The following is a 22,684-nucleotide window of genomic DNA, read 5'->3' on the forward strand; positions in this document are numbered from 1 at the left end:
CCTTCTTGCTGCGGTTTCGGACATGCCGCAGATTCGTTGATTGGAATTGTTCTTGAGGCTTTAGCGCAGCGCAACAGGGGGCGCAAGACAAGCTATTTTGACGGTTTTACCGTCCTTCCCGCGGGCTCTTGGCCTCATCAGGCGGATGCGCTTGCCTCCATGGGCAACGCCGCGGCGGCCATCCGGTGCCCTGCGCTCTCCCCATATCAGCCCAGCCCCCGCTCGGCAGCGAGCATCTCGGCGGCGGTCAGGGTGAGCCGATCGATGTGTCCGAGCAGCAGCTCAAGATCCCCCGGCGCAAGCTGTTCCAGCAGGTGCCGGTTTCGCTCCTGCGCGCCGGCCACGATGGCATCATGGGCTGCCAGGCCGGCCTTGGTGAGAGAGACCAGGGTCTCCCGGTTGTCGCGCGGATTGGCCGCCTTCGCCACCAGCTTGCGCGCCACGAGCTCGGCGAGCGCCCGGCTGATCTGCCCCTTGTCCATGCCGACGGCCTCGGCGAGCCGCACCACACTCATCGGCGGCCGCCGGCCGAGCGAGGCGACCAGACCGAACTCGACCGAGGACAGGCCGGTCAGGCGCTTGTAGCGCAGCATCGCGCCGCGCCTGAGCAGGTTCGCCAGCACCATCAGCCGCGACGACATCATCGCGGTGATCGGCGCCAGTTCGGAATCGACAACGGCCTCCGGCGGCAAGGCCCTCTCAGTCCTGAGCTTCTCGGTCATCACCAACCTCTGCCAACAAAGCCGCGCGCTGCCAAGCTCAACGATATTGTTGACATTGTCATCTATCTATCGTTGACTTGGTCAACGATAGATCAGCCGCCGGCGCCCGACCAGCGGCGGGGAGGACAACATGACGATCACCCAGCGGGACCGCGATCTCGGCACGGCCTATGCGATGAAGCCGTCGAGCACCCGGACCGAGCTCACCTCGGTCGGCCGCGGCACGCCGATGGGCGAGCTGTTGCGCCGGTATTGGCACCCGGTCGGCCTCACCGGTGACGCCTCCGATATCCCCAGAAAAGTCCGCGCACTTGGCGAAGACCTGATCCTGTTCCGCGACCGGCATGGCCGGGCCGGCCTGCTACATGCGCGCTGCTGCCACCGCGGCACCACGCTCTATTACGGCAAGGTCGAGGAAGACGGTATCCGCTGCTGCTATCACGGCTGGAAATTCGACACCGAGGGCCGCTGCCTCGAACAACCCTGCGAGCCCGACGGCGGCCTGTTCAAGGACAAGGTGCGCCAGCCCTGGTATCCGGTGCAGGAACGCTACGGCCTGATCTTCGCCTATATGGGGCCGGCCGAGAAAAGGCCGGTGCTGCCGCGCTACGAGTGCCTGGAAAACATGGACGACGGCGAGTTCGTCGAGGCCGACGATTCCTCGATCGGCGGCGGCGGCCCTGCCGTGATCCCCTGCAACTGGCTGCAGCATTTCGAGAACGTCGCCGACCCCTACCATGTGCCGGTGCTGCACGGCTCGTTCTCAGGGCCGCAGTTCACCAACATGATGGCCTCGATGCCCGACGTGAAGTTCGAGATGTCGCCGCGCGGCATCACGGTGCGTTCGATCCGCAGGCAGGACGACGGCAAGGTGTTCTATCGCGTCACCGAGGCCGCCCTCCCCACACTCCGCGTCGTGCCCAATCCGCGCGTCGCGCAGTTCGCGCGCGTCGAATCGATCGGCTGGACCTTGCCGATCGACGACACCTCGTTCCGCATCTACGTCGCCGGCCGGGTCAAGAACGCGGGCGATATCGGGCGGATGCGCTCGAAGTTCAACGGCAAGTTCTGGTGGGACATGACCGAGGCCGAGCACCAGCAATTTCCCGGCGACTACGAGGCCCAGGTCGGCCAGGGAGCGGTGACGATCCATTCCGAAGAGCATTTTGGCCAGAGCGACCGCGGCATCCTGATGATCCGCCGGATGCTCGCTGACCAGCTCGAGGCCATGGCCACCGGCCGCGACCCGATCGGGGTGTCGTTCGACGCCGACACGAGGCCGGTCGAATTCGAGGCAGGGAATTACATCCGCGAGGCGTAAGGCCCGCGCGCAAGCAACAACAACAAAGAAGATCGGGGGAGGAAGTGATGGTCGATGTCGCACCGCAGGCGGCCGCGCCAACGCAAGCTGCGGCCGCGCCCTCGGCGCTCCGCTACTACGTCCTCGCCTTGCTCACGATCATCTACGCCCTCAACTTCCTCGACCGCACCATCTTCAACGTGCTGATCGAACCGATCAAGAAGGAGTTCACGCTCAGCGACACCACGATGGGCCTGCTCGCCGGGTTCGGTTTCGTGCTGTTCTATTCGCTGCTCGGCATTCCGATCGCGCGGATGGCCGATCGCCTCAACCGCCGCAACATCGTCGCGGTCGCCTTCGCGTTCTGGAGCGCGATGACCTATCTCTGCGGCCTCGCCTCCAGCATCACGACGCTGGCATTGGCCCGGGTCGGCGTCGGCATCGGGGAGTCGGCGGGCACGCCGGCCTCGCAATGCAAAAACGAACGACCGCGCGCGCTCGGCATCTACGCGATCGGCACCTATCTCGGCGTCTTCCTCGGCTATTTCATCGGCGGCTATGTCAACCAGCACTATGGCTGGCGGATGGCGTTCTTCACCGCCGGCCTGCCCGGCATCGCGCTCGCCGCCGTCTTGTGGCTGACGATCGCCGAGCCGAAGCGCGGCGCGATGGCCGAGACCTTCAAGGCCGAGCCGCTGGGGCCGACGCTGCGTTTCCTGGTATCGCAGCCGAGCTTCGTCATCGTGCTAATCGGCTCTTGTCTGACGACCTACACCAACTACGCCACCGCGGTGTGGATCCCGCCGTTCCTGGCGCGGATCCATCACCTCACCAGCGCCGAGATCGGCACCTATGCCGGCACCTTCAAGGGTCTCGCCGGCATGGCGGGCACGCTGATCGGTGGCCTCGTGGTGGCGCAGATCGGCCGTCGCGACGACCGCTGGAAGCTGTGGGCGCCCGCGATCATGTCCGGTCTCGCCGGCCCGGTGTTCGCGCTGTGCATGCTGACGCAAAGCTTCACGCTGATGGTCGCGACGCTGGCGCTGACCTCGTTCATGGTCGGCTTTCATCTCGGCCCGATCTTCGCGATTGCGCAGACGGTGGCAAAACCCAGCATGCGCGCGCTGGCCTCGGCGATCGTGCTGCTGACCGCGACCTGCTTCGGCCAGGGCGTCGGCCCCCTCGCCGTCGGCATGATCAATGACGCGCTGAAAGGCACCTACGGCGTCGATGCGGTTCGCTACTCGCTGCTGTCGGCCGCGCTCACGACGACGCTCGGTGCCCTGCTGTTCGTGTTGGCGGCACGCGCGATCCGCGCCGACATCGCGCGCGCGAGCTAGCACCCGTCTCAGCCGAGCCGGCGCGTGATGTCAGGCTGCGCTCACGTCAGCTTGCCGGTGTATTTCTCCAGCGCCGCCCAGGCGTCCGCGCCGTAGGTCTTCTGCCACTGCGTGTAGAAGCCGGCCTTCACCAACGCGGCCCTGAACTGCACGGGATCGGGCTTGTTGAAGGTCATGCCCTTCTCGGTCAGCTCGGCCTGCAGCGAGCGGTCCATCTCGACCAGATCGGTGCGCTCCTTCACCGCCGCGGCGTCGAACGCGGCATTGATGAACTCGAGCAGATCGGGCGGCAGGGCCGCCATCGCGCGGCGGTTGCCGAGGATCCAGTAACCGCTCCAGCAATGGTTCGAGAGCGCGCAGAATTTCTGCACCTCGTAGAGCTTGCCGGTCGAGACCTGCGCCAGCGGGTTCTCCTGCCCTTCGACGATGTGGGTCTGCAGCGCCGAATAGAGTTCGCTGTAGGAGATGCTCGACGGCAGCGCGCCAAGCCCTGAGAACAGCGACGTCAGCAATGCCGTCACCGGCACGCGGATCTTGAAACCCTTGAGATCGTCGACGCTGTTGAGCTGCCGGCTCGACGACGAGGTGATCTGACGGAAGCCGTTGTCCCAGACCTTCTTCAGCGGCACGACGCCGGTCTTCGTGATCGCCTCGCGCACGAGGTCGCCGACGCCGCCGTCCATAGCCGCCCAGACCTGGTCGTAGGACTGAAAGGCGAAACCGATGCTGGGCAGCCCCGATAGCGGCACCAGCGTCGACAGCGTCATGCTGGGCGCGGCCAGCAGCTCGATCCCGCCGGCGCGGACCTGCGACAGCATCTCCGGATCGCCTCCGAGCTGGCTGTTGGCGAACACCGTGATGTTGACCCGGCCGGACGACTGCGCGCCGACCGCCTTGGCGGCCTCAGTCAGGCGGATTGTTAGCGGATGGGTTTCCGGAGTGTTGACGCCGAGCTTGAAGTCGAACTCGGCCGCCGCAACGGCGCGCTTACCAAACATCGTGGCGGCGAGTGCCGCGGAGCCGGTTCCAAGGACCCGGCGCCGGGTTAGTCTCATTGTTTTCATTATTGTTTTTCTCCCAAGCGCATTTCCGCGCCTTGGGCAGTTTTAGCCGGCCGGCAGTGTGACGCAAGGCACGGTGAAACCAATCCGCCCGTGGCACGAAACCATTTCCCGGAACTCACGAAACGATCCGGAAACAGATGGGCCTTACCAGTACCTGCCATAGACGGCGCACAGACGCCCGGAGGCGACCATGAACCACTCGATCCATTCAGCTGACCGCGCGACCCATCTCAAGATTGTGGTGGTTGCCCTTATTGCGGGGATCGGGATCGCGGCGCTCGGCATTTCGGCCCGGAACAACGCGGATTTCACCCAGACTGCCCAGTCCACGCAGGTCATCAAGGCTGGCAAGCCGGTGGCGATCACCTCGTCGGGCACCTCCACGGTCCGCTAAGACGCTTTCAAGCCTCGGCAGACACAACGGCCGCCCCTGGGCGGCCTTTCTTGTTGGTCCTGATCGTCTCAAGCTCGGACCAGGACGGTGTGGCCTTTGCGAGCAGGTTCGGCTACGGCGATTGTGGACCACCGAGACCGGAGTGCGCGCGATCGACGTGTGCAAGGTCGCAACCCGGCTGAGCGCCGCGAATGACTGAACCTCGCCTCGCCGGCGACAACATTGCGAAGCCGCAGCATGCTTCCCGCACCGACGGGTCGCCCCCTTTGCTCGGCCTCCCGGCATCGCTGCCGCTGGTGCTCGACCTCGACGGCACGCTGATCACGGGCGACCTGCTCTATCTGAGCTTCGTCTCGATCCTGCGCCGCAATCCGCTGATCGTCGTGTCATGCGCCGCCTGGCTGACGCGCGGCCGCGCGGCGCTGAAGCGCCGGCTCGCACAGCGCCAGCGCATCGACTGGAGCCGGATCGAACTGCACCAGGACGTCGTCGCATTGGCCGAGCGCGAGAACGCGGCCGGCCGCCGCATCGTGCTGGCAACCGCGGCCGACGCGCTGCTCGCTCAGAAGCTGGCGTCGCGTCTGCCTTGGATCGACCAGGTGCTTGCCTCCGACGGCGAACATAATCTCAAGGGCGCCAACAAGGCCGACCTGTTGCAAAGGACATTTCCCGGGGGCTTCATCTACGCCGGCGACAGCGCCTCCGACCTCGCGGTCTGGGCCCACGCCGCCGGCATCATCACCGTCAATGCCCGCGATGCCGTGCGCGCCGCCGCGGCCGGGCTCGGCAGGCCGACGCTGCATTTGCAGGGCCGCGCGACCGCAGCGAAATCTTAACCGCGCCCTAACGCGGTTGTTCGATTGCAATCCGCTCCGCGACCCCAGTCTTAAAAGTTGCCCGGCTAAGGTCGGCGTCAACAAAGGCGCAGGCCACAATGAATTTGCAGCAGCAAGTAATTTCAACCGGCTTCAAGATCATCTGCACGGATTGCGGCAGCCTGGCGATCAAGGTCGCCGATCCGGCGCATGCATCCGGCGACACCATCATCGAATGCCGCCGCTGCAACGCGGTGCGCGGCACGGTGGCGGACCTGCACAATTTGGCGCGGCGCGGCCGTGACCTGTTCGAATTCTAACCGCGGCCCCGCCAATGCTGTCAGACCCGAAGGCGACCACGCAGAGCGACGTTCCCTTGGACACGGTCTGGTCGATCCTCGAGGCCGCCAACGAATTGGGCGACACCCACACGGTTGACGCCTGCCGCCGCATCATCGACGCCAATTTGCGCGGCGATGCACCGGGACAATCCGACCTCAACGCGGTCGCCGCATTCTTTGCCTGATCAAGGCAGGGCGTTGCCGTTGTGTGAATTCGTAGGGCATCGCGGAGACGAATGGCCAGGCAGAAACATAACAACACAGACCGAGATATTGCTTAACTTGCTTCGTCCAGGGCCGACCGGCTAGCTGCCTGGCAGCTTTCGGATTCGGACGGACCGATGACATTGACGCGCGGTGACCTGGTTGTCGGGGTCACGATCCCCGGGTTCTTCGTCCTCAGCGTCGCCTCGATGATCGCCTGTGGGCACGCATTCCCGGCGATGCATGTCTGGCGATCCGGCATCACCGCGCAGGCCGTCCTCGGCATCACCATCATGGTCGCGTTCGTCCCGGCGTTCGTCGCGGCACGATTCAGCTTCGGTTATCTGGTCGGCTTCTCGCTGCTGTCAGCCGTGTTCGGCTTCGTCTGGCTCAGCTTCTTCAGCGCCTTCGACTATCCGCACGCCATCGCCCGCTGGGCCATGATCGCCGCGCTGGCCGCAGCGATGATCCCTCTGATGTTACAGAATATCCCGGTTTGGCGGCCCGATTTGTCCGAGGCGGCCGTCAAGCGCATCGCGATTCTGCTGCTGGCGTCGTGCTTCGCCGTGCTGGTGGCCGACATCTCCTACGGGGCCAATCTTGGCAATCCCTATGGCGCAGCCCGCACCGCCGTCGTGCGCCCGGCGCTGTTGAACTATCTCACCGGAATCATGACCGGCGCGGTCCTGCCCTATTTGTTCGCGCATTTCGCATCGCGCAGCCGGTGGATGCCGGCGGCCGGGGTGCTGCTGCTTGCGCTTTGCTTCTATCCCGTCGTCAACAACAAGACCGTCCTTCTGTTGCCGATCTGGCTGCCGTTTCTGTTCTGGCTGTACGGCCGGTTCGACCCGCGGCTGGCCACGGTGCTCGCATTTCTGATCCCGATGATCGTCGGCCTTTTGGCTTTCGCCGTCCTCGTGTCCGACAAGACCTACATCGTGTTCAGCACCATCAATCTGCGCTTCGTCGCGATCCCGTCACTCGCGCTCGATCAATACGCCGACTTCTTTGCGCACCGCGAACTCACCCGGTTCTGCCAGATCACCGTCCTGCGATACATAACCGCCTGCCCGTACGGCGAGCTCGGCCCGACCCTCGGAGCGATTTATCAGGACGGCAATTTCAACGCGTCCTTCCTCGCCACCGAGGGCATCGCATCGGTCGGTCTTGCGCTCGCCCCGGTGTCGGCTTTCGTCTGCGGCCTGATCCTGTCGGTGGGATCGATGGTCTCAAAGCACCTGTCGCCGCGCTTCATCGCGGTTTCGTCCGGCATCGCAGTTCAGGCGATCATGAACGTGCCGCTCACGACAGGCCTGCTGTCGAACGGGATAGCACTGCTGTTCCTGCTGTGGTGGCTGACGCCCGAACAGCGCGTGGCATTATCGGTCAGGCTCGAGCAGGCCGCTCAACCCGTCAGCGTTGTCGGCCTCGCGGCGTCCTGAGCTGTCGCGGCAGTTCGCCAGGTGCAGTGAACAGGAGGGCAGGCAACTCGTTATGGCACCGGTCCAGAGGGACCAATGGTTTCGGGCCAAACACGCTGCTAAGTCATTGAAATAAATGGCGCGAGAGACGGGACTCGAACCCGCGGCCTCCGCCGTGACAGGGCGGCGCTCTAACCAACTGAGCTACTCCCGCGGATGCCGATCGTCGGATTGATCCGCGCAGGACCGAGGGCATAAAGGCCCGCATCCGGTTAGTCAAGGAGGTTGCGGATCCCTGCACAGCATCGGCATTTTCGCGGCACATACGCGGGTTGTCGCCTGTTTTCAGGGGAAACGGCGTAGTCAGCGAAGCCCCGAATCAAATAAGGCCTGATACGTCTGGGTTTCCTGTGGCCGGCCCGGCGCTGCCGTTCCCGGAACCGGCGGTTTTCAGGACTTGTCCGGACGCATTTTCCCGACGCGAACGGCGCGCCATTCGCGTGAAAAGCAGCAATCCAGCCATTCAGCAACGAGGAGGGCCAGACATGGCGAAGAAAGCAGCGACACCGGCGACGATCACGCTGAAGCATTTGGCGGCGGCCATCGCCGAAGAGCAGGAGCTGTCCAAGAAACAGGCCGAGGCGATCCTGACCGATATGGTCACCAGGATCACCAAGCACCTCAAGAAGGGCGAGCGCATCAGGATCGTCGGCCTCGGCATCCTCCAGGTCCGCAAGCGCGCCGCCCGCATGGGCCGCAACCCGGCGACCGGCGAACAGATCCACATCAAGGCCAGCAAGAAGGTCGCCTTCCGCGCCGCCAAGGAGCTGAAGGAAGCCGTCTAGCGCCTACTCTCTCCGTTAAGGCAAAGCGCCATTCCGGCTCGTGACGCGGCCCCGGGGTGGCGCTTTTCTGTTATAGGAGTGTCCTTCGAAACTCGCCTTGACGCGGTTTGCTCGCGCGAACCAACTTCGCCAAAGCGCATTGTTCCTTTCTCCAGTTTTTTGCGCGGTTTTCATGCTGGCACCGGCTCTCGACTTCAAGCACACCGTCACCGAGCGCTTCCTGCGCTATGTCGTGATCGACACCCAGTCCGATCCGGATTCACCCACCACGCCTTCCACCGAGAAGCAGAAGAATCTCGGGCGCCTGCTGGTCGCCGAGCTGCAGGCGATGGGGATATCCGACGCGCATCTTGATCCGCACGGATACGTCTATGCGACGATCCCGGCCAACACCGACAAGACAGTGCCGGTGATCTGCTTCTGCTCGCACATGGACACCTCTCCCGACTGCACCGGCAAGAACGTCAAGCCGCAGGTCGTGAAGAACTACCGCGGCGGCGACATCGTGCTTCCCGCCGATGCCTCGCAGGTGATCCGCCCCGCCGAGCACCAAGCGCTAGCCGACCAGATCGGCAACGACATCATCACCACCGACGGCACCACCCTGCTCGGCGCCGACAACAAGGCGGGCCTTGCCGAGATCATGGATGCCGCGCATTTCCTGATCACCAATCCGCAGGTCAAGCACGGCACCATCAAGATCCTGTTCACGCCGGACGAGGAGATCGGCCGCGGCGTCGACAAGGTCGACATCAAGAAGCTGGGGGCCGATTTCGGTTACACCATGGACGGCGAGACCGCCGGCCATATCGAGGACGAGACCTTCTCGGCCGACGGCGCCAGCATCATCATCGAAGGCGTCGCGACCCATCCGGGATTCGCCAAGGGCAAGATGGAGCACGCGATCAAGATCGCCGCCGCGATCGTCGATCGCCTGCCGAAGGACACCTGCTCGCCCGAGACCACCGAGGGCAAGGAAGGCTTCCTGCATCCGGTCGCGATCTCCGGCGCGCTGGAGAACGCGCGGATCGACTTCATCGTGCGCGATTTCACCGAGGCCGGCCTGAAGCAGAAGGAATCGCTGCTGGAAGACATCGTGAAGGACATCATGAAGGGCTATCCGCGCTCGACCTACCGCATGGAGGTCAAGCAGCAGTACCGCAACATGAAGGATGTGATCGATCGCCACCCGCAGATCGTGGCCTATGCGATCGAGGCGATCGAGCGCGCCGGTCTCACGCCGGTGAAGACCTCGATCCGCGGCGGCACTGACGGCTCGCGGCTGTCCTTCATGGGACTGCCCTGCCCGAACATCTTCGCCGGAGAGCACGCGTTCCATTCGCGGCTCGAATGGGTCAGCCGGCAGGACATGGAGAAAGCCGTGCAGACCATCGTGCACCTGGCGATGATCTGGGAAGAGCGAGCGTAGGAGTCGCAGCTCCTTTTTCTTCCGTCATTGCGAGGAGCTCGGCGACAAAATTGCGAAGCAATTTTGCGCTGAAGCGACGAAGCAATCCATGCTGGCACATATGCGGCGCGATGGATTGCTTGCTCGCGCGCACAATGACGGAGTGCTTGGTCCCGAGAGTTCTATGCCCGCGCGGTCACGATCCAGATCGCGCCGGGCAGCAGCACCGCATCGCCCTTCAAGAAAGGCGCCAGCGCCTCGCGCATCGAGGCGATCGCCGCAGCGCGCACCTCATCAGGGTGCCCTTCCAGCGCGCGGCTGGCCGGCCCGATCTCGAGCGCGCCCTGTATCGCGGCATCGATGCCGCGCCCGGTCGCGACATCAAGCTCAACCCGGCACGGCTCCATGGCAATGCCGGAGAAGCCGGCTTCGCCCAGGATCCGCTTCACCCGGGCCTCGGAGGCGAACGCGAACGGGCCGGGATCCTCGGGCCCTAGCGGCGGCAGTTTCGGCACGTGCTTGTAGACGGCAGCAAGCGGCGTCATGAAGAACGGATTTTCGCGCGGCTCCTGCCAGCAGACGAAGGCGAGACGGCCGGTCGGCTTCATCGCCTTGCGCAGATTGGCGAACGACGTCACGGGATCGGCAAAGAACATCACGCCAAAGCGCGAGGCCAACAGATCGAAGCTCTCGCTGACAAACGGATAGATGGTCGCGTCGGCCAGCGCGAACTCCACCGGCAAACCCTGCGGCGCGCTCTGCCGCGCCCGCGTCAGCATCGGCTCCGAGACATCGACGCCGAGCACGTGACCTGTGGGCGCGACCTTGGCCGCCAGCGCGAAGCTCGAGGCGCCGCTGCCACAGCCGACATCGACGACGCGTTCGCCGGCTTTCGGCGCGGCACGATCGATCAGGAGGTCGAGCACCGGCTGCAGCACGATATCCTGCGCGGCCTGCCGTGTGGCCCAGCGCTGACCGCCCGGCCCGTTCCAATAAGCAATCTGGTCGGCGTTCTGCGGATGGCCAGCGTTCATGCGATCCAAACCTCGTTAGGAAGCTTCTGTCGTCTCATGCTTGGGCATGATCCTTTTCGGAATACCGCTTCGCACTTTTCCGGATCATGCCCTAGCAAGTCTCGCGCGTCGCGGCGCGCAGCATCGGCATCAGCTGATAGGTGAATCCGGCATCGGCCTTGGTGACGGGATCGTTGGCGACGATCTCCTGCGGATCGGCATCGTCAGGCAATTGCAGCACGCCGAGTCCCCAGACCCCGGCGGGATCGGCGACCGGTCCGAACACCAGCGCCTTGCCGGCCTGCAGCAGTTCGCCGCAATAGGCGACGTGCGCCTGCATGATGGCGGCTTCCTGCGGCGCCATATCCTGAGGAAAGGTCGGGCGCGGTCCGGTCAATTTGCAGACGTAGTATTTCATCGACCTGATCCGCGCTCGGAGCTCTATTTGGCGGCTGCGCTCGTGGGCTTGGCCGGTTTCGGCTTCGCGGCATTCGCCTTGGGCGCGCCCTGCCCGTCGCTGCGCGCGATGCCCCAGGGATCGGTCGGCTTCTGATCCGGCACACCACTGAGCGCCCGCTGATAGGCGCGCTGCTGGCGCGCCTCGTTGGCCGCATCGGCCGGCGACTTCTCGACCTCTTCGCGATAGCGCTGAACGTGATCCGACTGTGCGAATGCGGGTCCGGCAATCATGGTGAGAAGAAAAATCGCGGCGAGTTTGCGCATGCATCAAGTTCCCGGTTAGGCGGACAGAATAGCATCGCTGCAGCGTCGGCATCAAATCGGAGCGCGTGACTTTCGGCACCTTTCGCACCATCGGGGATCGAATGACATTCGGCACGCCAGCGCGGAGCAAGCGCGGTCCCGGCCATCCCCATGAGACTACTCCACGGCCGGGATCGCGCCCTCTCCGCGCGTTCACCGAGAGCGATGCAATGGCCTTACTCCGTAGGGCTCATCAACCAGAGGCCGCTTTGCAGCTCGTGAAACACCGCGCCACCGTCATCCTGCGCGAGCATGTGCAAGCGGAGGCCGAGCTGGTCGGACGAGCCGCGGTTCTCACCGATGGAACCGCAGGGACCGTCGAGGGCGTGTTTCTCGACGAATCTCATGGGTTGCGCATCTCGATCAAGGGCCACATCGGGAAGTGGCCGATCGCGACCATCAGGATGCTTCAGCCATAGGGCTGGATCCAAAACGGGGAAGCACGCCCGCACATTCAGGCAGCCGGTCCGCCTGCGCTCTTCGAGCTTCGGTGCGACAGCCTTCGCCCTGCGAACCGAACAAGCGGATGAATTCGTGCTCACAGGCTGGCTTGCCCAGCCGTAGCCCGTGAGGTGCGAAGGCTGGTAGGCGGCGAGAGATTCGAACTCCCGACCCTCTCGGTGTAAACGAGATGCTCTAACCAGCTGAGCTAGCCGCCCTTACCTGCGCGCCTCTTTAGCCTCGCCTGCCCCCGAGGCGCAAGGCCGCAACACCTCAATCCGTCAGCTCCAGTCCTTGGGGTGCGCTGGCAATTCCTTGAGATCATTGATCCATGGCGCAGCGGAGCGGCACCAGACCTGGCGTCGCGGGGTCAATTGGCCGCGCTGGCGAATGCTGCCCCAGCGGATGCCCCAGTCGTCGGGCCCGCCGTCCTCGCCACTCGTAAACAGCGGCGAACCGCAATCGCCGCAAAAGTGCTGGAAGCGGATTCGGCCGTTATCGCCCCGCTTGCCGTAGACCTTCGGCGCACCTCCGGTCAGCCGCACCTGTTCGGCGTCGCAGATCACCGTGACGCGGTAGGGCGAGCCGGTCAGCGCCTGGCAGTCCGTGCAATGGCAGATCGAGACCCGTTCCGGGTCGATCTCGGCCTGATAGGTGATAGCCCCGCAATGGCATTGCCCGTCGATACGCATATGGCGCTCTCCAATTCCGTCAAACAAAGCAACCGCCGTGGGCGCGGTTCCATCGTCCAGGGGGCCTGGCTCTCGGCCCACTTCCCTTGCGGAGCAACGCCGGTATCCCGTACCCACCTTGTTTGGGATACCAAATCGGGATACCAAACCCGCCAGACCGAGATTCTGTACCCGCTAAGGCGGCCAAAGGACGGCGCCATGTCGCAGATGCTTCAGATCCATGACCAGCTCCGGGAGATGATCCTGTCGCTCGACCTGGGCCCCGGCGAGCGACTGACCGAGCGCTGGCTGGAGAGCCGGTTCGAGGGATCGCGCACGCCGATCCGTGCCGCGCTGGTCCGGCTCGAAGGCGAAGAGCTGGTGCGCCGCGACGGCCGCAACTGGATCGTCGCACCGATCGACCTCGGTGAGCTGGAGGCGCTGGCCGAGTTCCGGATTCCGCTGGAGACGACGGCGGTGCGCCTCGCCTGCGCGCGGGCGAGCGCAGCCGATATCGCCGGCGTCGAGGAGATGCTGGATGCCTGCCAGTCCGGCGCGCCGCGCGAGGAATGGCATCGGGTCGGCACCGATTTCCATGTCGAGATCGCGCGGCTCTCCGGCAACCCCTTCATCGTCAAGGCGATCGCCGGCGCCATGACGAGGCTGTCGCGGGCGCGCTGGCTGGAAGTGTGGACCGAGCCGTCGCGCGAGCAGGCCTGGCGCGAGCACCGGCGCATCCTCGGCTTCATCAAGGCCAACGATCCGGAGGCCGCCGCGCGCGAGGCCGCCGACCACATCACCGATACCCGTGATCGCCTGCTGCGTTCGCTGAACGAGGATCGCCGCGGCCTGCGGGCGCGCGGCTTCGCCGTGATCGGGCTGCGCTGACATGAACATCGAAGTCGATCGCGAAGCCCTGCTCGACGCGGGCCCCTGGAAACGCAATTTGATCGTCTGCGTGTTCGGCTCCTTCACGACAATCGTGGGGATGACGCTGCTGCTGCCGTTCCTGCCGCTCTATGTCGAGCAGCTCGGCGTGACCGATCATGCCGCGATCGTGCAATGGTCGGGCGTCGCCTATGGCGCGACCTTCTTCAGCGCGGCGCTGACGGCGCCGCTGTGGGGACGGCTCGCCGATCGCTACGGCCGCAAGCTGATGCTGATCCGCGCCAGCCTCGGCATGGCGATCGCGATGTCGCTGATCGGCATGGCGCACAACGTCTATGAGCTGGTCGGCCTGCGGCTGCTGACCGGCCTGCTCGGCGGCTACGCGTCGGGTTCGACCGTGCTGGTCGCGGCGCAGACGCCGAAAGCGCGATCCGGCTGGGCGATCGGCGTGCTGTCGGCCGGCATCATGGCCGGCAGCCTGGTCGGTCCCTTGATCGGCGGCGTGCTGCCGGGGCTGATCGGCATCCGCGCGACCTTCTTCCTGATCGGCGGCGTCATCTTCTTCACCTTCCTCGGCACGACCTTTTTGATCCGCGAGGAAGCACGCCCGAAGACCGCGAAAGGCGGCAAGGCGCGTGGCGGCTGGTCGCTGGTCCCGGACAAGCGCCCTGTCGTCGCGATGTGGGGAACCGGCCTGCTGCTGATGGTCGCCAACATGTCGATCGAGCCGATCATCACGGTCTATGTCGCGCAACTGGTCGAAGCACCGCAGGTGACGTTCGTCGCCGGCCTCGTGATGTCGGCGGCGGCCTTCGGCAGCCTCTTGTCGTCCTCGCATCTCGGCAAGCTGGCCGATCGGGTCGGCCACTGGCGGATCATCACCATCTGCCTTGCTGTCTCCGCGCTGCTGTTGATCCCGCAGGCCTTCGTGGTCAGCGGCTGGCAGTTGATCCTGCTGCGCTTCCTGATGGGGCTCGCGCTCGGCGGCCTCCTGCCCTGCATCGCGAGCGTGATCCGGCACAACGTGCCTGATGCGGTCACCGGCAGCATGCTCGGCTATTCTATCTCGGCGCAATATGCCGGCCAGGTGATCGGCCCGCTCGCCGGCGGCTTCATCGGCGGCCATATCGGCATGCCCGCGGTGTTCCTCGGCACCAGCGTGCTGATGGCACTCGGCGCGATCGGCAATTTCGTCGTCGAGAGGAAAGACTAGTTCCGGCGCCGGCGTACCCACGCCGGCAACTCGATCGTTCCGTACCGCAACGACGAAAAAGCCCGTCGGGGTGTCGGAATGCGCGCCATTGGTTCGTTCTTTGCTGTGAAGCCAGCAAATGGAGATCCCCAATGGCCGACCTGACGCTTACCACCTTCGATTGGGTTCCGGAGATGCCGCGGGGATTTGTGCGCGACCTCCGGGTGCGCTGGGCACTGGAAGAGGCGCGCTTGCCGTATCGCGTTGCGAGCGTGCCATTTCGCGATCGGAGCGCCGAGCACTTCGCGCACCAGCCGTTCGGCCAGGTGCCGTGGCTGACCGACGGCGACATCTCGATCTTCGAGAGCGGCGCGATCCTGCTGCATCTCGGCGAGCGCAGCGACGCGCTGCTGCCGACCGATCCGCACCAACGCAACGAGGCTTTGAAATGGCTGTTCGCAGCGCTCAACTCGGTCGAGATGGCGAGCCTGCCCTGGTCGCTCCTGGTATTCTCGGGCGAGAGCGGCGGCACGTCGGCATGGACACGCTTCGACGGCTTCCTGCAATCCCGGCTCAGGTACATGGAGCCGGTGCTCGCGGGCCGCAAATGGCTGGCCGGGCCATTCTCCGTCGCCGACATTCTCATGGCGGATGTGCTGCGCCTGGTCGACCGCTTCGACGGACTGGCGGAATATCCCGCGTGTCGCGACTACGTCGCGCGCGCCACGGCCCGGCCGGCTTTCGCAAAAGCGCATGCCGATCAGATGGCGCACTTTGCCGCCGCGGACAGAGCCGCAGCCTTCCCGACCTGATCGCGAACAGCGAAAACAAAAACGGCGCCCAAAGGCGCCGTTTTCTTATGTCGATCTGAGCTCGCTCAGTGCGCCGTCAGGCCGCCGGACGCTTCATCGGAAGCATCGGGCTTGACGTCGACCTTGCTCGTCTCCTCTTCCCAGACGATCGGCGCGGGCACGCGGACCAGCGCCTTGGCGACGACCTCATCCAGCCGCGAGACCGGAATGATGTCCATGCCGCCCTTGATCGCATCGGAAATCTCCGTGAGATCCTTGGCGTTGTCCTCCGGGATCAGCACCGTCTTGATGCCGCCGCGGGCGGCGGCCAGGAGCTTCTCCTTCAGACCGCCGATCGGCAGCACGCGACCACGCAGCGTGATCTCGCCGGTCATCGCGACATCGTGGCGGACCGGAATGCCGGTCATGACCGAGATGATCGCGGTGGCCATCGCAACGCCGGCAGACGGACCGTCCTTCGGCGTCGCGCCCTCCGGCACGTGAACGTGGATGTCGCGGCGGTCGAACATCGGCGGTTCGATGCCGTAGACGATCGCACGCGAGCGGACGTAGGACGCCGCCGCCGAGATCGACTCCTTCATCACATCGCGCAGATTGCCCGTGACGGTCATCTTGCCCTTGCCGGGCATCATGACGCCTTCAATGGTGAGCAACTCGCCGCCGACATCGGTCCAGGCCAGACCGGTGACGATACCGACCTGATCCTCGTCGTCGATCTCGCCGAAGCGATACTTCGGAACGCCGAGGAACTCTTCGATGTTCGCCTCGGTGACCTTCACCGACTTCTTCTTGGAGATCATCAGCTCCTTCACCGCCTTGCGGGCGAGTGTGGAGAGCTCACGCTCCAGGTTACGCACGCCCGCTTCGCGGGTGTAGCGGCGGATCATCAAGAGCAAGGCCGCGTCGTCGATCGACCATTCCTTGGAGTCCAGACCGTGCTTGGAGAGCGCGCTCGGGATCAGATGCTTGCGCGCGATCTCGACCTTCTCGTTCTCCGTGTAGCCGGCGATCCGGATGATCTCCATGCGGTCCATCAGCGGGCCGGGAATATTCAGCGTATTCGCGGTCGTGATGAACATCACGTTGGACAGGTCGTAGTCGACCTCCAGGTAGTGGTCGTTGAAGGTCGAGTTCTGCTCGGGGTCCAAGACCTCAAGCAGCGCCGACGACGGATCGCCGCGGAAATCGGCGCCCATCTTGTCGATCTCGTCCAGCAGGAACAGCGGGTTCGAGGTCTTCGCCTTGCGCATCGACTGGATGATCTTGCCGGGCATCGAGCCGATATAGGTGCGGCGGTGACCGCGGATCTCGGCCTCGTCACGCACGCCGCCGAGCGACACGCGCACGAATTCGCGCCCCGTGGCCTTCGCGATCGACTTGCCGAGCGAGGTCTTGCCGACGCCGGGAGGCCCGACCAGGCACAGGATCGGTCCGGTCAGCTTGTTGGCGCGCGACTGCACCGCGAGATACTCGACGATACGGTCCTTGACCTTCTCTAGTCCGTAGTGATCGGAGTCCAGCACCGCCTGCGCGGCCTCGAGGTCCTTCTTGACCTTGGACTTCTTGCCCCACGGGATCGACAGCAGCCAATCCAGATAGTTGCGCACGACGGTCGCTTCCGCGGACATCGGCGACATCTGGCGCAGCTTCTTCAGCTCGTGCTGGGCCTTCTCGCGCGCTTCCTTGGACAGCTTGGTCTTGGAGATCTTCTCCTCCAGATCGGCCAGCTCGTCGCGACCTTCGTCGTCGCCGAGCTCCTTCTGGATCGCCTTCATCTGCTCGTTCAGGTAATACTCGCGCTGGGTCTTCTCCATCTGGCGCTTGACGCGCGAGCGGATGCGCTTCTCGACCTGCAACACCGAGATCTCGCTCTCCATCAGGCCCAGCACCTTCTCCAGGCGCTGCGTGACGGACAACGTCTCCAGGATCGCTTGCCGATCGGCAATCTTGACCGCGAGATGCGAGGCAACGGTATCGCCGAGCTTGGCGAAATCGGTGATCGCCTGAACCACGCCGACGACTTCGGCGGAGATCTTCTTGTTCAGCTTCACATAGCTTTCGAAGTCGGACACGACCGACCGCGCCAGCGCCTCGGCTTCGACCGAGTTGGCGTCAGTGTCGGCGAGCGCGACCGCGGTCGCCTCATAATATTCGCTGCGGTCGGAATACTTCTCGACGCGCGCGCGCTCGAGGCCCTCGACCAGCACCTTGACGGTGCCGTCGGGCAGTTTCAGGAGCTGCAGGACGCTGGCGAGCGTACCGGTCTCGTAAATTGAATCGGGTGCCGGATCGTCATCGGACGCGTTCTTCTGCGTCGCGAGCATGATCAGCGCGTCGTTCTTCATCACCTCTTCGAGCGCGCGGATCGATTTCTCGCGGCCGACGAAGAGCGGCACGATCATGTGCGGGAAGACGACGATGTCGCGGAGCGGCAGCACCGGATAGGAGTGGCTTTCGCCGTGGACGATCGTTGGCCGGGGTTTTGAGGTCGTCATGGCCTAATCCTTTTGTTGTGCCCCCTTGCACGCAGTCCGCCTGCTTGCGCAACCGCCACAAGGTGCCTTGGTGATGCGGAATGAGAATGCCGTCGGCAGCCGCTTATTCCGCATCGTGAAGCGACGAATCTCAACGGATGAGATCCCTCACCGATAGCATTAGGTGGCTATCAGGCGGGGGGGTGTCAAGTCTCAGAAGTGTCGGGAAATATAGGCTAAACAAGCATTTGCTGCCACGCCGTAAGGGCGCCGCTGCTGCGCCACGGCGGCCGCCGGAGCGTCCGGCAGCCGTGCATTTTTGGCGGGTCGGGACGAGCGCCGTTTAGGCGCTCGCGCTGCTCTCGACGGCGCGGTCGGAACGATCCGCGTAGATGTAGAGTGGACGCGCCGTTCCCTCGACGACCTCGCGCGAGATCACGACTTCCTCGACGCCTTCCAGGCCCGGGAGATCGAACATGGTTTCGAGCAGGATGCTCTCCAGGATCGACCGCAGGCCGCGCGCGCCGGTCTTGCGCTCGATCGCCTTGCGGGCGACCGCGCCAAGCGCCTCGTCGGCGAAGGTCAGCTCGATGTTCTCCATCTCGAACAGCCGCTGGTACTGCTTCACCAGCGCGTTCTTCGGATCGGTCAGGATCTTCTTCAGCGAGGTCTCGTCGAGGTCCTCCAGCGTCGCAACGACGGGCAGACGGCCGACGAATTCCGGGATCAGGCCGTACTTCAGCAGATCTTCCGGCTCGACGTGACGGAAGATCTCGCCGGTGCGGCGGTCCTCCGGCGCGAGCACCTGCGCCGCGAAGCCGATCGAGGTCGAGCGGCCGCGCGCGGAGATGATCTTCTCGAGGCCCGAGAACGCACCGCCGCAGATGAACAGGATATTGGTGGTATCTACCTGCAGGAACTCCTGCTGCGGATGCTTGCGGCCGCCCTGCGGCGGGACCGAAGCCACAGTGCCTTCCATGATCTTCAGCAGCGCCTGCTGGACGCCCTCGCCCGACACATCGCGGGTGATCGAGGGGTTGTCCGATTTGCGGCTGATCTTGTCGATTTCGTCGATATAGACGATGCCGCGCTGCGCACGCTCGACGTTGTAGTCGGCGGCCTGCAGCAGCTTCAGGATGATGTTCTCGACGTCCTCGCCGACATAGCCGGCTTCAGTCAGCGTCGTCGCGTCAGCCATGGTGAAGGGCACGTCGAGGATGCGGGCCAGCGTCTGCGCGAGCAGCGTCTTGCCCGAACCGGTCGGACCGATCAGCAAAATGTTCGACTTCGCCAGTTCGACGTCGTTGTGCTTGGTCTGATGGTTGAGCCGCTTGTAGTGGTTGTGGACGGCGACCGACAGCACCTTCTTGGCATGGCTCTGGCCGATCACGTAGTCGTCCAGGACCTTGCAGATTTCCTTCGGCGTCGGGATGCCGTCGCGCGACTTCACCAGCGAGGACTTGTTCTCCTCGCGAATGATGTCCATGCACAGTTCGACACACTCGTCGCAAATGAAGACAGTCGGTCCGGCAATCAGCTTGCGAACTTCATGCTGGCTCTTGCCGCAGAACGAGCAATATAGCGTGTTCTTGGCGTCGCTCGTGCCGACCTTACTCATTCATTATCTCCGTCCGCCGTTCGATCTTGTTTGCCAGATCGACCCAATCCGGCACACAACCGGGCTGTTGGGTAGATAGAGCAAATTCCGTACCAAAAAAGACCCTTACGCAATACTGACCGTGTGGATCACGGTTTATTCGAATCTCCGCGATCATAGCCGATGCATCACAGCCAACCATGCTGGCACCCGACTATCAAGAATTCGCTAATCGGATGGCCGGCTCAAGACCGTGACAATACCGTGATTTTCAACGATCGCACGTGGAATACGCGTCGAAATCCACGGAACGTTGCGGGATTACCACGTCGGTATATGAGCACGAAAGCGGAACTTTCCGCTGTGCGCATGCACCCGCCGGCGGGTCCAGCACCCTGCTTTTGCCGGTTATGTGAGGCGTCAATGTGGAGATCACACCGACGCCTCGAGATGCCTGCCCAGATCAGGCCGCCTTCGCGGCGGCCGGATCGTCCGGACGCTTGTCGATGACCTTGTCGACGAGGCCGAACGCCTTGGCGTCCTCGGCGGTGAGGAACTTGTCGCGCTCCAGCGCGTCCTCGATCGCCTTGTAGGTCTGACCGGTATGCTTCACGTAGATTTCGTTGAGGCGCTTCTTGAGATTCAGGATCTCCTGCGCGTGCAGCATGATGTCGGTGGCCTGACCCTGGAAGCCGCCGGAGGGTTGGTGCACCATGATGCGGGAATTCGGCAGCGTGAAGCGCATGTCCTTCTCGCCCGCAGCCAGCAGCAGCGAGCCCATCGAGGCCGCCTGCCCGGTGCACAGCGTCGATACCGGCGGACGGATGAACTGCATCGTGTCGTAGATCGCAAGACCCGACGTCACGACGCCACCCGGCGAGTTGATGTACATCGAGATTTCCTTCTTCGGATTCTCGGCCTCGAGGAACAGCAACTGCGCGACGATCAGCGTCGACATGCCGTCTTCCACCGGACCGGTGACGAAGATGATGCGCTCTTTCAGCAGGCGCGAGAAAATGTCGTAGGCGCGTTCGCCGCGATTGGTCTGCTCGACGACCATCGGCACGAGGTTCATGTAGGTTTCAACGGGATCGCGCATGAAAGAACCCAAGGGTTAGGGGTGATGCAGAACTTTGCTCAAGACTACTTGGCTCAAGACTACTGCCTCAAGGCTTAACCCAGATATGGGCCAATTTCCGGCCGACAAGGCCGTCAACTCGCCGCACTAGCCACCTGGGCAGGTCGCAGAAGTTCAAGCTGATTCGCGTCTTCGCGCCTAGCGACGGGACCCGTCGCGAGGCGCGCTTTCGCGGTTCATCATTAACGCGAGGTGCCGAAATTAAGCGGCAGTTTTCTCGGCGTCTTCATCCTTGAACAGCTCCTCCTTGGTGACCTTCTTCTCGGTCACACTGGCGAGCTCTAGGACGAAGTCGACGACCTTGTCCTCGTAGATCGGGGCGCGAAGCTGGGCCAGCGCCTGGGCGTTGCTGCGGTAGTAGTCCCAGACTTCCTTTTCGCGGCCGGGCATCTGGCGCGCACGCTCGATCACGGCGCGCGACACCTCGTCGTCGGTCACGGTGATCTTGTTCTTCTCGCCGATCTCCGACAGCACGAGGCCGAGGCGGACGCGGCGGTCGGCGATCTTGTGGTACTCCTCCTTTGCCGCTTCCTCAGTGGTGTTCTCGTCGGCGAAGGTCTTGCCGGACGAGTCCATCTCCGCCTTGATCGAGTTCCACATCAGATTGAACTCTTCGGCGACAAGCGACGGCGGCGCCTCGAATTTGTGGCTGTCGTCGAGCCGGTCGAGCAGCGCGCGCTTGACCTTCTGGCGGGTGGCGCCGGCGAACTCGGCCGTCAGGCGCTCGCGGGCGGCCTCCTTCAGCTTGTCGAGCGACTCCAGGCCCAGCGTCTTGGCGAACTCGTCGTCGATCGTGGTCTCACCGGGCGCCTCGATCAGCGTCGCGGTGGTCTCGAACTCGGCCGGCTGGCCGGCGAGCTTCTCGTTCAGATAGTTCTTCGGGAACGAGACCTTCAGCGTGCGGGTCTCATTGGTGCCGATGCCGATCAGCTGCTCCTCGAAGCCCGGGATGAACTGGCCGGCGCCGATCACGACCTGGATGCCCTCGCCGGTGCCGCCGTCGAAGGCTTCACCGTTGATGGTGCCCTTGAAGCTGATGGTGACGCGGTCGCCCTTCTCCGCCACGCCCTCGGTCTTGGCATTGTACGGGCGGCTGCCTTCCGCGATCCGCTTGATGGCATCGTCGACATCGGCGTCGGAGACGTCGACCACCGGCTTCTCGACCGAGAACGACTTGAAATCGGCGAGCTGGATCGGCGGCACGACCTCGATCGCGACGGTGTAGGTCAGGTCGGTCTTGCCCGACAGCAATTCCTCGACCTGGTCCTTCTCGGTCGGCATCGTGATCTTCGGCTCGCCGGCGAGACGGAAGCCGCGATCCTCGAAGATCTGCCGGTTGGTGTCGCTGATGGTCTGGTCGATGGTCTCGGCCATCACCGAGCGGCCGTAGATCTTCTTGAGATGCGCCACCGGCACCTTGCCGGGACGGAAGCCGTTGAGACGGACCTTGTCCTTGAGGTCGACCAGCTTGGCGTCCGCCTTGGCATCGAGATCGGATGCCGGGACGCTGATCTTGAATTCGTGCTTCAATCCCTCGTTGAGGGTCTCGGTGACCTGCATGGTATCAATCTTCTTCCGCTTTTGCCGCGGCCCGAGCGGCCGTGGCAGTGTTCAATCTGTTCGACGATGGGCCTTGCGGCCTAACGTCTGTGGGTTCGGCGAACCCTCACCCCATCGGGGCCAAAGGTTCTCCAAGAATTCGTCATGCAAACGCTGTAAGCGCTTGGTGCGGGCGGAGGGACTCGAACCCCCACAACTTTCGTCACTGGAACCTAAATCCAGCGCGTCTACCAGTTCCGCCACGCCCGCGCGAAAAGCATCCCAGTCCGGCCGCGATGCCGC

Annotated in this window: 23 protein-coding genes and 3 tRNA genes; 13 read left to right on the plus strand and 13 right to left on the minus strand. The window is 64.0% G+C overall.

Going from position 1 to position 22,684, the window contains the following annotated elements; translation table 11 throughout:
- Positions 1 to 206: 206 nt before the first annotated feature.
- A complete protein-coding gene (locus ACVMB1_RS14400; protein WP_057016467.1) occupies positions 207 to 722 on the minus strand; it encodes a MarR family winged helix-turn-helix transcriptional regulator in 516 nt (171 codons plus the stop codon).
- 130 nt (positions 723 to 852) lie between these two features.
- Between ACVMB1_RS14400 and ACVMB1_RS14405 the strand changes: the two genes are divergently transcribed.
- Together ACVMB1_RS14405 and ACVMB1_RS14410 are read left to right on the plus strand one after the other, a co-directional pair.
- Positions 853 to 2,043, plus strand: a complete 1,191-nt coding sequence (locus ACVMB1_RS14405) for an aromatic ring-hydroxylating dioxygenase subunit alpha (protein WP_076825351.1) — start codon at positions 853 to 855, stop codon at positions 2,041 to 2,043.
- Positions 2,044 to 2,090: 47 nt separating this feature from the next.
- Positions 2,091 to 3,362: a spinster family MFS transporter gene (locus ACVMB1_RS14410; protein ID WP_141340998.1), complete on the plus strand. Its 1,272-nt coding sequence runs from the start codon at positions 2,091 to 2,093 to the stop codon at positions 3,360 to 3,362.
- 41 nt (positions 3,363 to 3,403) lie between these two features.
- Here ACVMB1_RS14410 and ACVMB1_RS14415 read toward each other — a convergent pair whose 3' ends face one another.
- The gene (locus ACVMB1_RS14415; RefSeq protein ID WP_246786887.1) at positions 3,404 to 4,417 is read right to left on the minus strand and encodes a TRAP transporter substrate-binding protein; all 1,014 of its coding nucleotides are present in this window, start codon (positions 4,415 to 4,417) and stop codon (positions 3,404 to 3,406) included.
- A 199-nt stretch (positions 4,418 to 4,616) separates the two neighbouring features.
- Here ACVMB1_RS14415 and ACVMB1_RS14420 point away from each other — a divergent pair, with 199 nt between their 5' ends.
- The 5 genes from ACVMB1_RS14420 to ACVMB1_RS14440 all read left to right on the plus strand — a co-directional run bounded on the left by ACVMB1_RS14420 (position 4,617) and on the right by ACVMB1_RS14440 (position 7,622).
- Positions 4,617 to 4,820 (plus strand): hypothetical protein, encoded by a 204-nt coding sequence (locus ACVMB1_RS14420; RefSeq protein WP_057016463.1) that lies wholly within the window; start codon positions 4,617 to 4,619, stop codon positions 4,818 to 4,820.
- 191 nt (positions 4,821 to 5,011) lie between these two features.
- Entirely contained in the window at positions 5,012 to 5,656 is a 645-nt protein-coding gene (locus ACVMB1_RS14425) for a haloacid dehalogenase-like hydrolase (protein ID WP_141340999.1), read from the plus strand.
- Positions 5,657 to 5,754: 98 nt separating this feature from the next.
- The gene (locus ACVMB1_RS14430) at positions 5,755 to 5,955 is read left to right on the plus strand and encodes a hypothetical protein (RefSeq protein ID WP_028333962.1); all 201 of its coding nucleotides are present in this window, start codon (positions 5,755 to 5,757) and stop codon (positions 5,953 to 5,955) included.
- 14 nt (positions 5,956 to 5,969) lie between these two features.
- Positions 5,970 to 6,161: a hypothetical protein gene (locus tag ACVMB1_RS14435; protein ID WP_076825345.1), complete on the plus strand. Its 192-nt coding sequence runs from the start codon at positions 5,970 to 5,972 to the stop codon at positions 6,159 to 6,161.
- 156 nt (positions 6,162 to 6,317) lie between these two features.
- On the plus strand, positions 6,318 to 7,622 hold the full coding sequence (locus ACVMB1_RS14440) for a hypothetical protein (RefSeq protein WP_057016460.1): 1,305 nt from the start codon (positions 6,318 to 6,320) through the stop codon (positions 7,620 to 7,622).
- Positions 7,623 to 7,738: 116 nt separating this feature from the next.
- Here the strand turns inward: ACVMB1_RS14440 and ACVMB1_RS14445 are convergent.
- Positions 7,739 to 7,815: transfer RNA gene (locus ACVMB1_RS14445), tRNA-Asp, on the minus strand.
- A 307-nt stretch (positions 7,816 to 8,122) separates the two neighbouring features.
- Here ACVMB1_RS14445 and ACVMB1_RS14450 point away from each other — a divergent pair.
- Together ACVMB1_RS14450 and pepT are read left to right on the plus strand one after the other, a co-directional pair.
- A complete protein-coding gene (locus tag ACVMB1_RS14450; RefSeq protein WP_259171327.1) occupies positions 8,123 to 8,446 on the plus strand; it encodes an HU family DNA-binding protein in 324 nt (107 codons plus the stop codon).
- Between the two features lie 172 nt (positions 8,447 to 8,618).
- Entirely contained in the window at positions 8,619 to 9,875 is a 1,257-nt protein-coding gene (gene pepT / locus ACVMB1_RS14455; RefSeq protein ID WP_141341000.1) for a peptidase T, read from the plus strand.
- Between the two features lie 161 nt (positions 9,876 to 10,036).
- Here the strand turns inward: pepT and ACVMB1_RS14460 are convergent, their stop codons facing one another.
- The 3 genes from ACVMB1_RS14460 to ACVMB1_RS14470 all read right to left on the minus strand — a co-directional run bounded on the left by ACVMB1_RS14460 (position 10,037) and on the right by ACVMB1_RS14470 (position 11,590).
- On the minus strand, positions 10,037 to 10,888 hold the full coding sequence (locus tag ACVMB1_RS14460) for a class I SAM-dependent methyltransferase (RefSeq protein WP_141341001.1): 852 nt from the start codon (positions 10,886 to 10,888) through the stop codon (positions 10,037 to 10,039).
- A 91-nt stretch (positions 10,889 to 10,979) separates the two neighbouring features.
- Positions 10,980 to 11,285, minus strand: coding sequence for a YciI family protein (locus tag ACVMB1_RS14465; protein WP_141341002.1), 306 nt, complete (start codon positions 11,283 to 11,285; stop codon positions 10,980 to 10,982).
- A gap of 23 nt (positions 11,286 to 11,308) precedes the next feature.
- Positions 11,309 to 11,590, minus strand: a complete 282-nt coding sequence (locus ACVMB1_RS14470; protein ID WP_038385060.1) for a hypothetical protein — start codon at positions 11,588 to 11,590, stop codon at positions 11,309 to 11,311.
- Positions 11,591 to 11,838: 248 nt separating this feature from the next.
- Here ACVMB1_RS14470 and ACVMB1_RS14475 point away from each other — a divergent pair, with 248 nt between their 5' ends.
- Complete coding sequence (locus tag ACVMB1_RS14475) at positions 11,839 to 12,048, plus strand: hypothetical protein (protein WP_016847733.1); 210 nt, start codon at positions 11,839 to 11,841, stop codon at positions 12,046 to 12,048.
- Between the two features lie 163 nt (positions 12,049 to 12,211).
- Here the strand turns inward: ACVMB1_RS14475 and ACVMB1_RS14480 are convergent.
- Together ACVMB1_RS14480 and ACVMB1_RS14485 are read right to left on the minus strand one after the other, a co-directional pair.
- Positions 12,212 to 12,288 (minus strand) — tRNA-Val (locus ACVMB1_RS14480).
- Positions 12,289 to 12,351: 63 nt separating this feature from the next.
- Positions 12,352 to 12,762, minus strand: a complete 411-nt coding sequence (locus ACVMB1_RS14485) for a GFA family protein (protein ID WP_076825336.1) — start codon at positions 12,760 to 12,762, stop codon at positions 12,352 to 12,354.
- A 198-nt stretch (positions 12,763 to 12,960) separates the two neighbouring features.
- Between ACVMB1_RS14485 and ACVMB1_RS14490 the strand changes: the two genes are divergently transcribed.
- The 3 genes from ACVMB1_RS14490 (at position 12,961) to ACVMB1_RS14500 (ending at position 15,633) form a co-directional block, all read left to right on the plus strand.
- Positions 12,961 to 13,629: a GntR family transcriptional regulator gene (locus ACVMB1_RS14490; protein ID WP_028340149.1), complete on the plus strand. Its 669-nt coding sequence runs from the start codon at positions 12,961 to 12,963 to the stop codon at positions 13,627 to 13,629.
- A gap of 1 nt (position 13,630) precedes the next feature.
- Complete coding sequence (locus ACVMB1_RS14495) at positions 13,631 to 14,842, plus strand: MFS transporter (protein ID WP_092077821.1); 1,212 nt, start codon at positions 13,631 to 13,633, stop codon at positions 14,840 to 14,842.
- Positions 14,843 to 14,973: 131 nt separating this feature from the next.
- The gene (locus tag ACVMB1_RS14500; protein WP_141341003.1) at positions 14,974 to 15,633 is read left to right on the plus strand and encodes a glutathione S-transferase family protein; all 660 of its coding nucleotides are present in this window, start codon (positions 14,974 to 14,976) and stop codon (positions 15,631 to 15,633) included.
- A gap of 65 nt (positions 15,634 to 15,698) precedes the next feature.
- Here the strand turns inward: ACVMB1_RS14500 and lon are convergent, their stop codons facing one another.
- From lon to ACVMB1_RS14525, 5 genes are all read right to left on the minus strand, one after another.
- Positions 15,699 to 18,128, minus strand: a complete 2,430-nt coding sequence (gene lon / locus ACVMB1_RS14505; protein WP_028333951.1) for an endopeptidase La — start codon at positions 18,126 to 18,128, stop codon at positions 15,699 to 15,701.
- 322 nt (positions 18,129 to 18,450) lie between these two features.
- Positions 18,451 to 19,725, minus strand: coding sequence for an ATP-dependent Clp protease ATP-binding subunit ClpX (clpX, locus tag ACVMB1_RS14510; RefSeq protein ID WP_018271869.1), 1,275 nt, complete (start codon positions 19,723 to 19,725; stop codon positions 18,451 to 18,453).
- Between the two features lie 442 nt (positions 19,726 to 20,167).
- Positions 20,168 to 20,803, minus strand: a complete 636-nt coding sequence (locus ACVMB1_RS14515) for an ATP-dependent Clp protease proteolytic subunit (protein ID WP_016847729.1) — start codon at positions 20,801 to 20,803, stop codon at positions 20,168 to 20,170.
- Between the two features lie 240 nt (positions 20,804 to 21,043).
- Positions 21,044 to 22,402: a trigger factor gene (gene tig / locus ACVMB1_RS14520; RefSeq protein ID WP_141341004.1), complete on the minus strand. Its 1,359-nt coding sequence runs from the start codon at positions 22,400 to 22,402 to the stop codon at positions 21,044 to 21,046.
- A gap of 164 nt (positions 22,403 to 22,566) precedes the next feature.
- Positions 22,567 to 22,651 (minus strand) — tRNA-Leu (locus tag ACVMB1_RS14525).
- Between the last annotated feature and the right edge of the window lie 33 nt (positions 22,652 to 22,684).

It is taken from the genome of Bradyrhizobium sp. USDA 4504 (genome assembly GCF_054063995.1).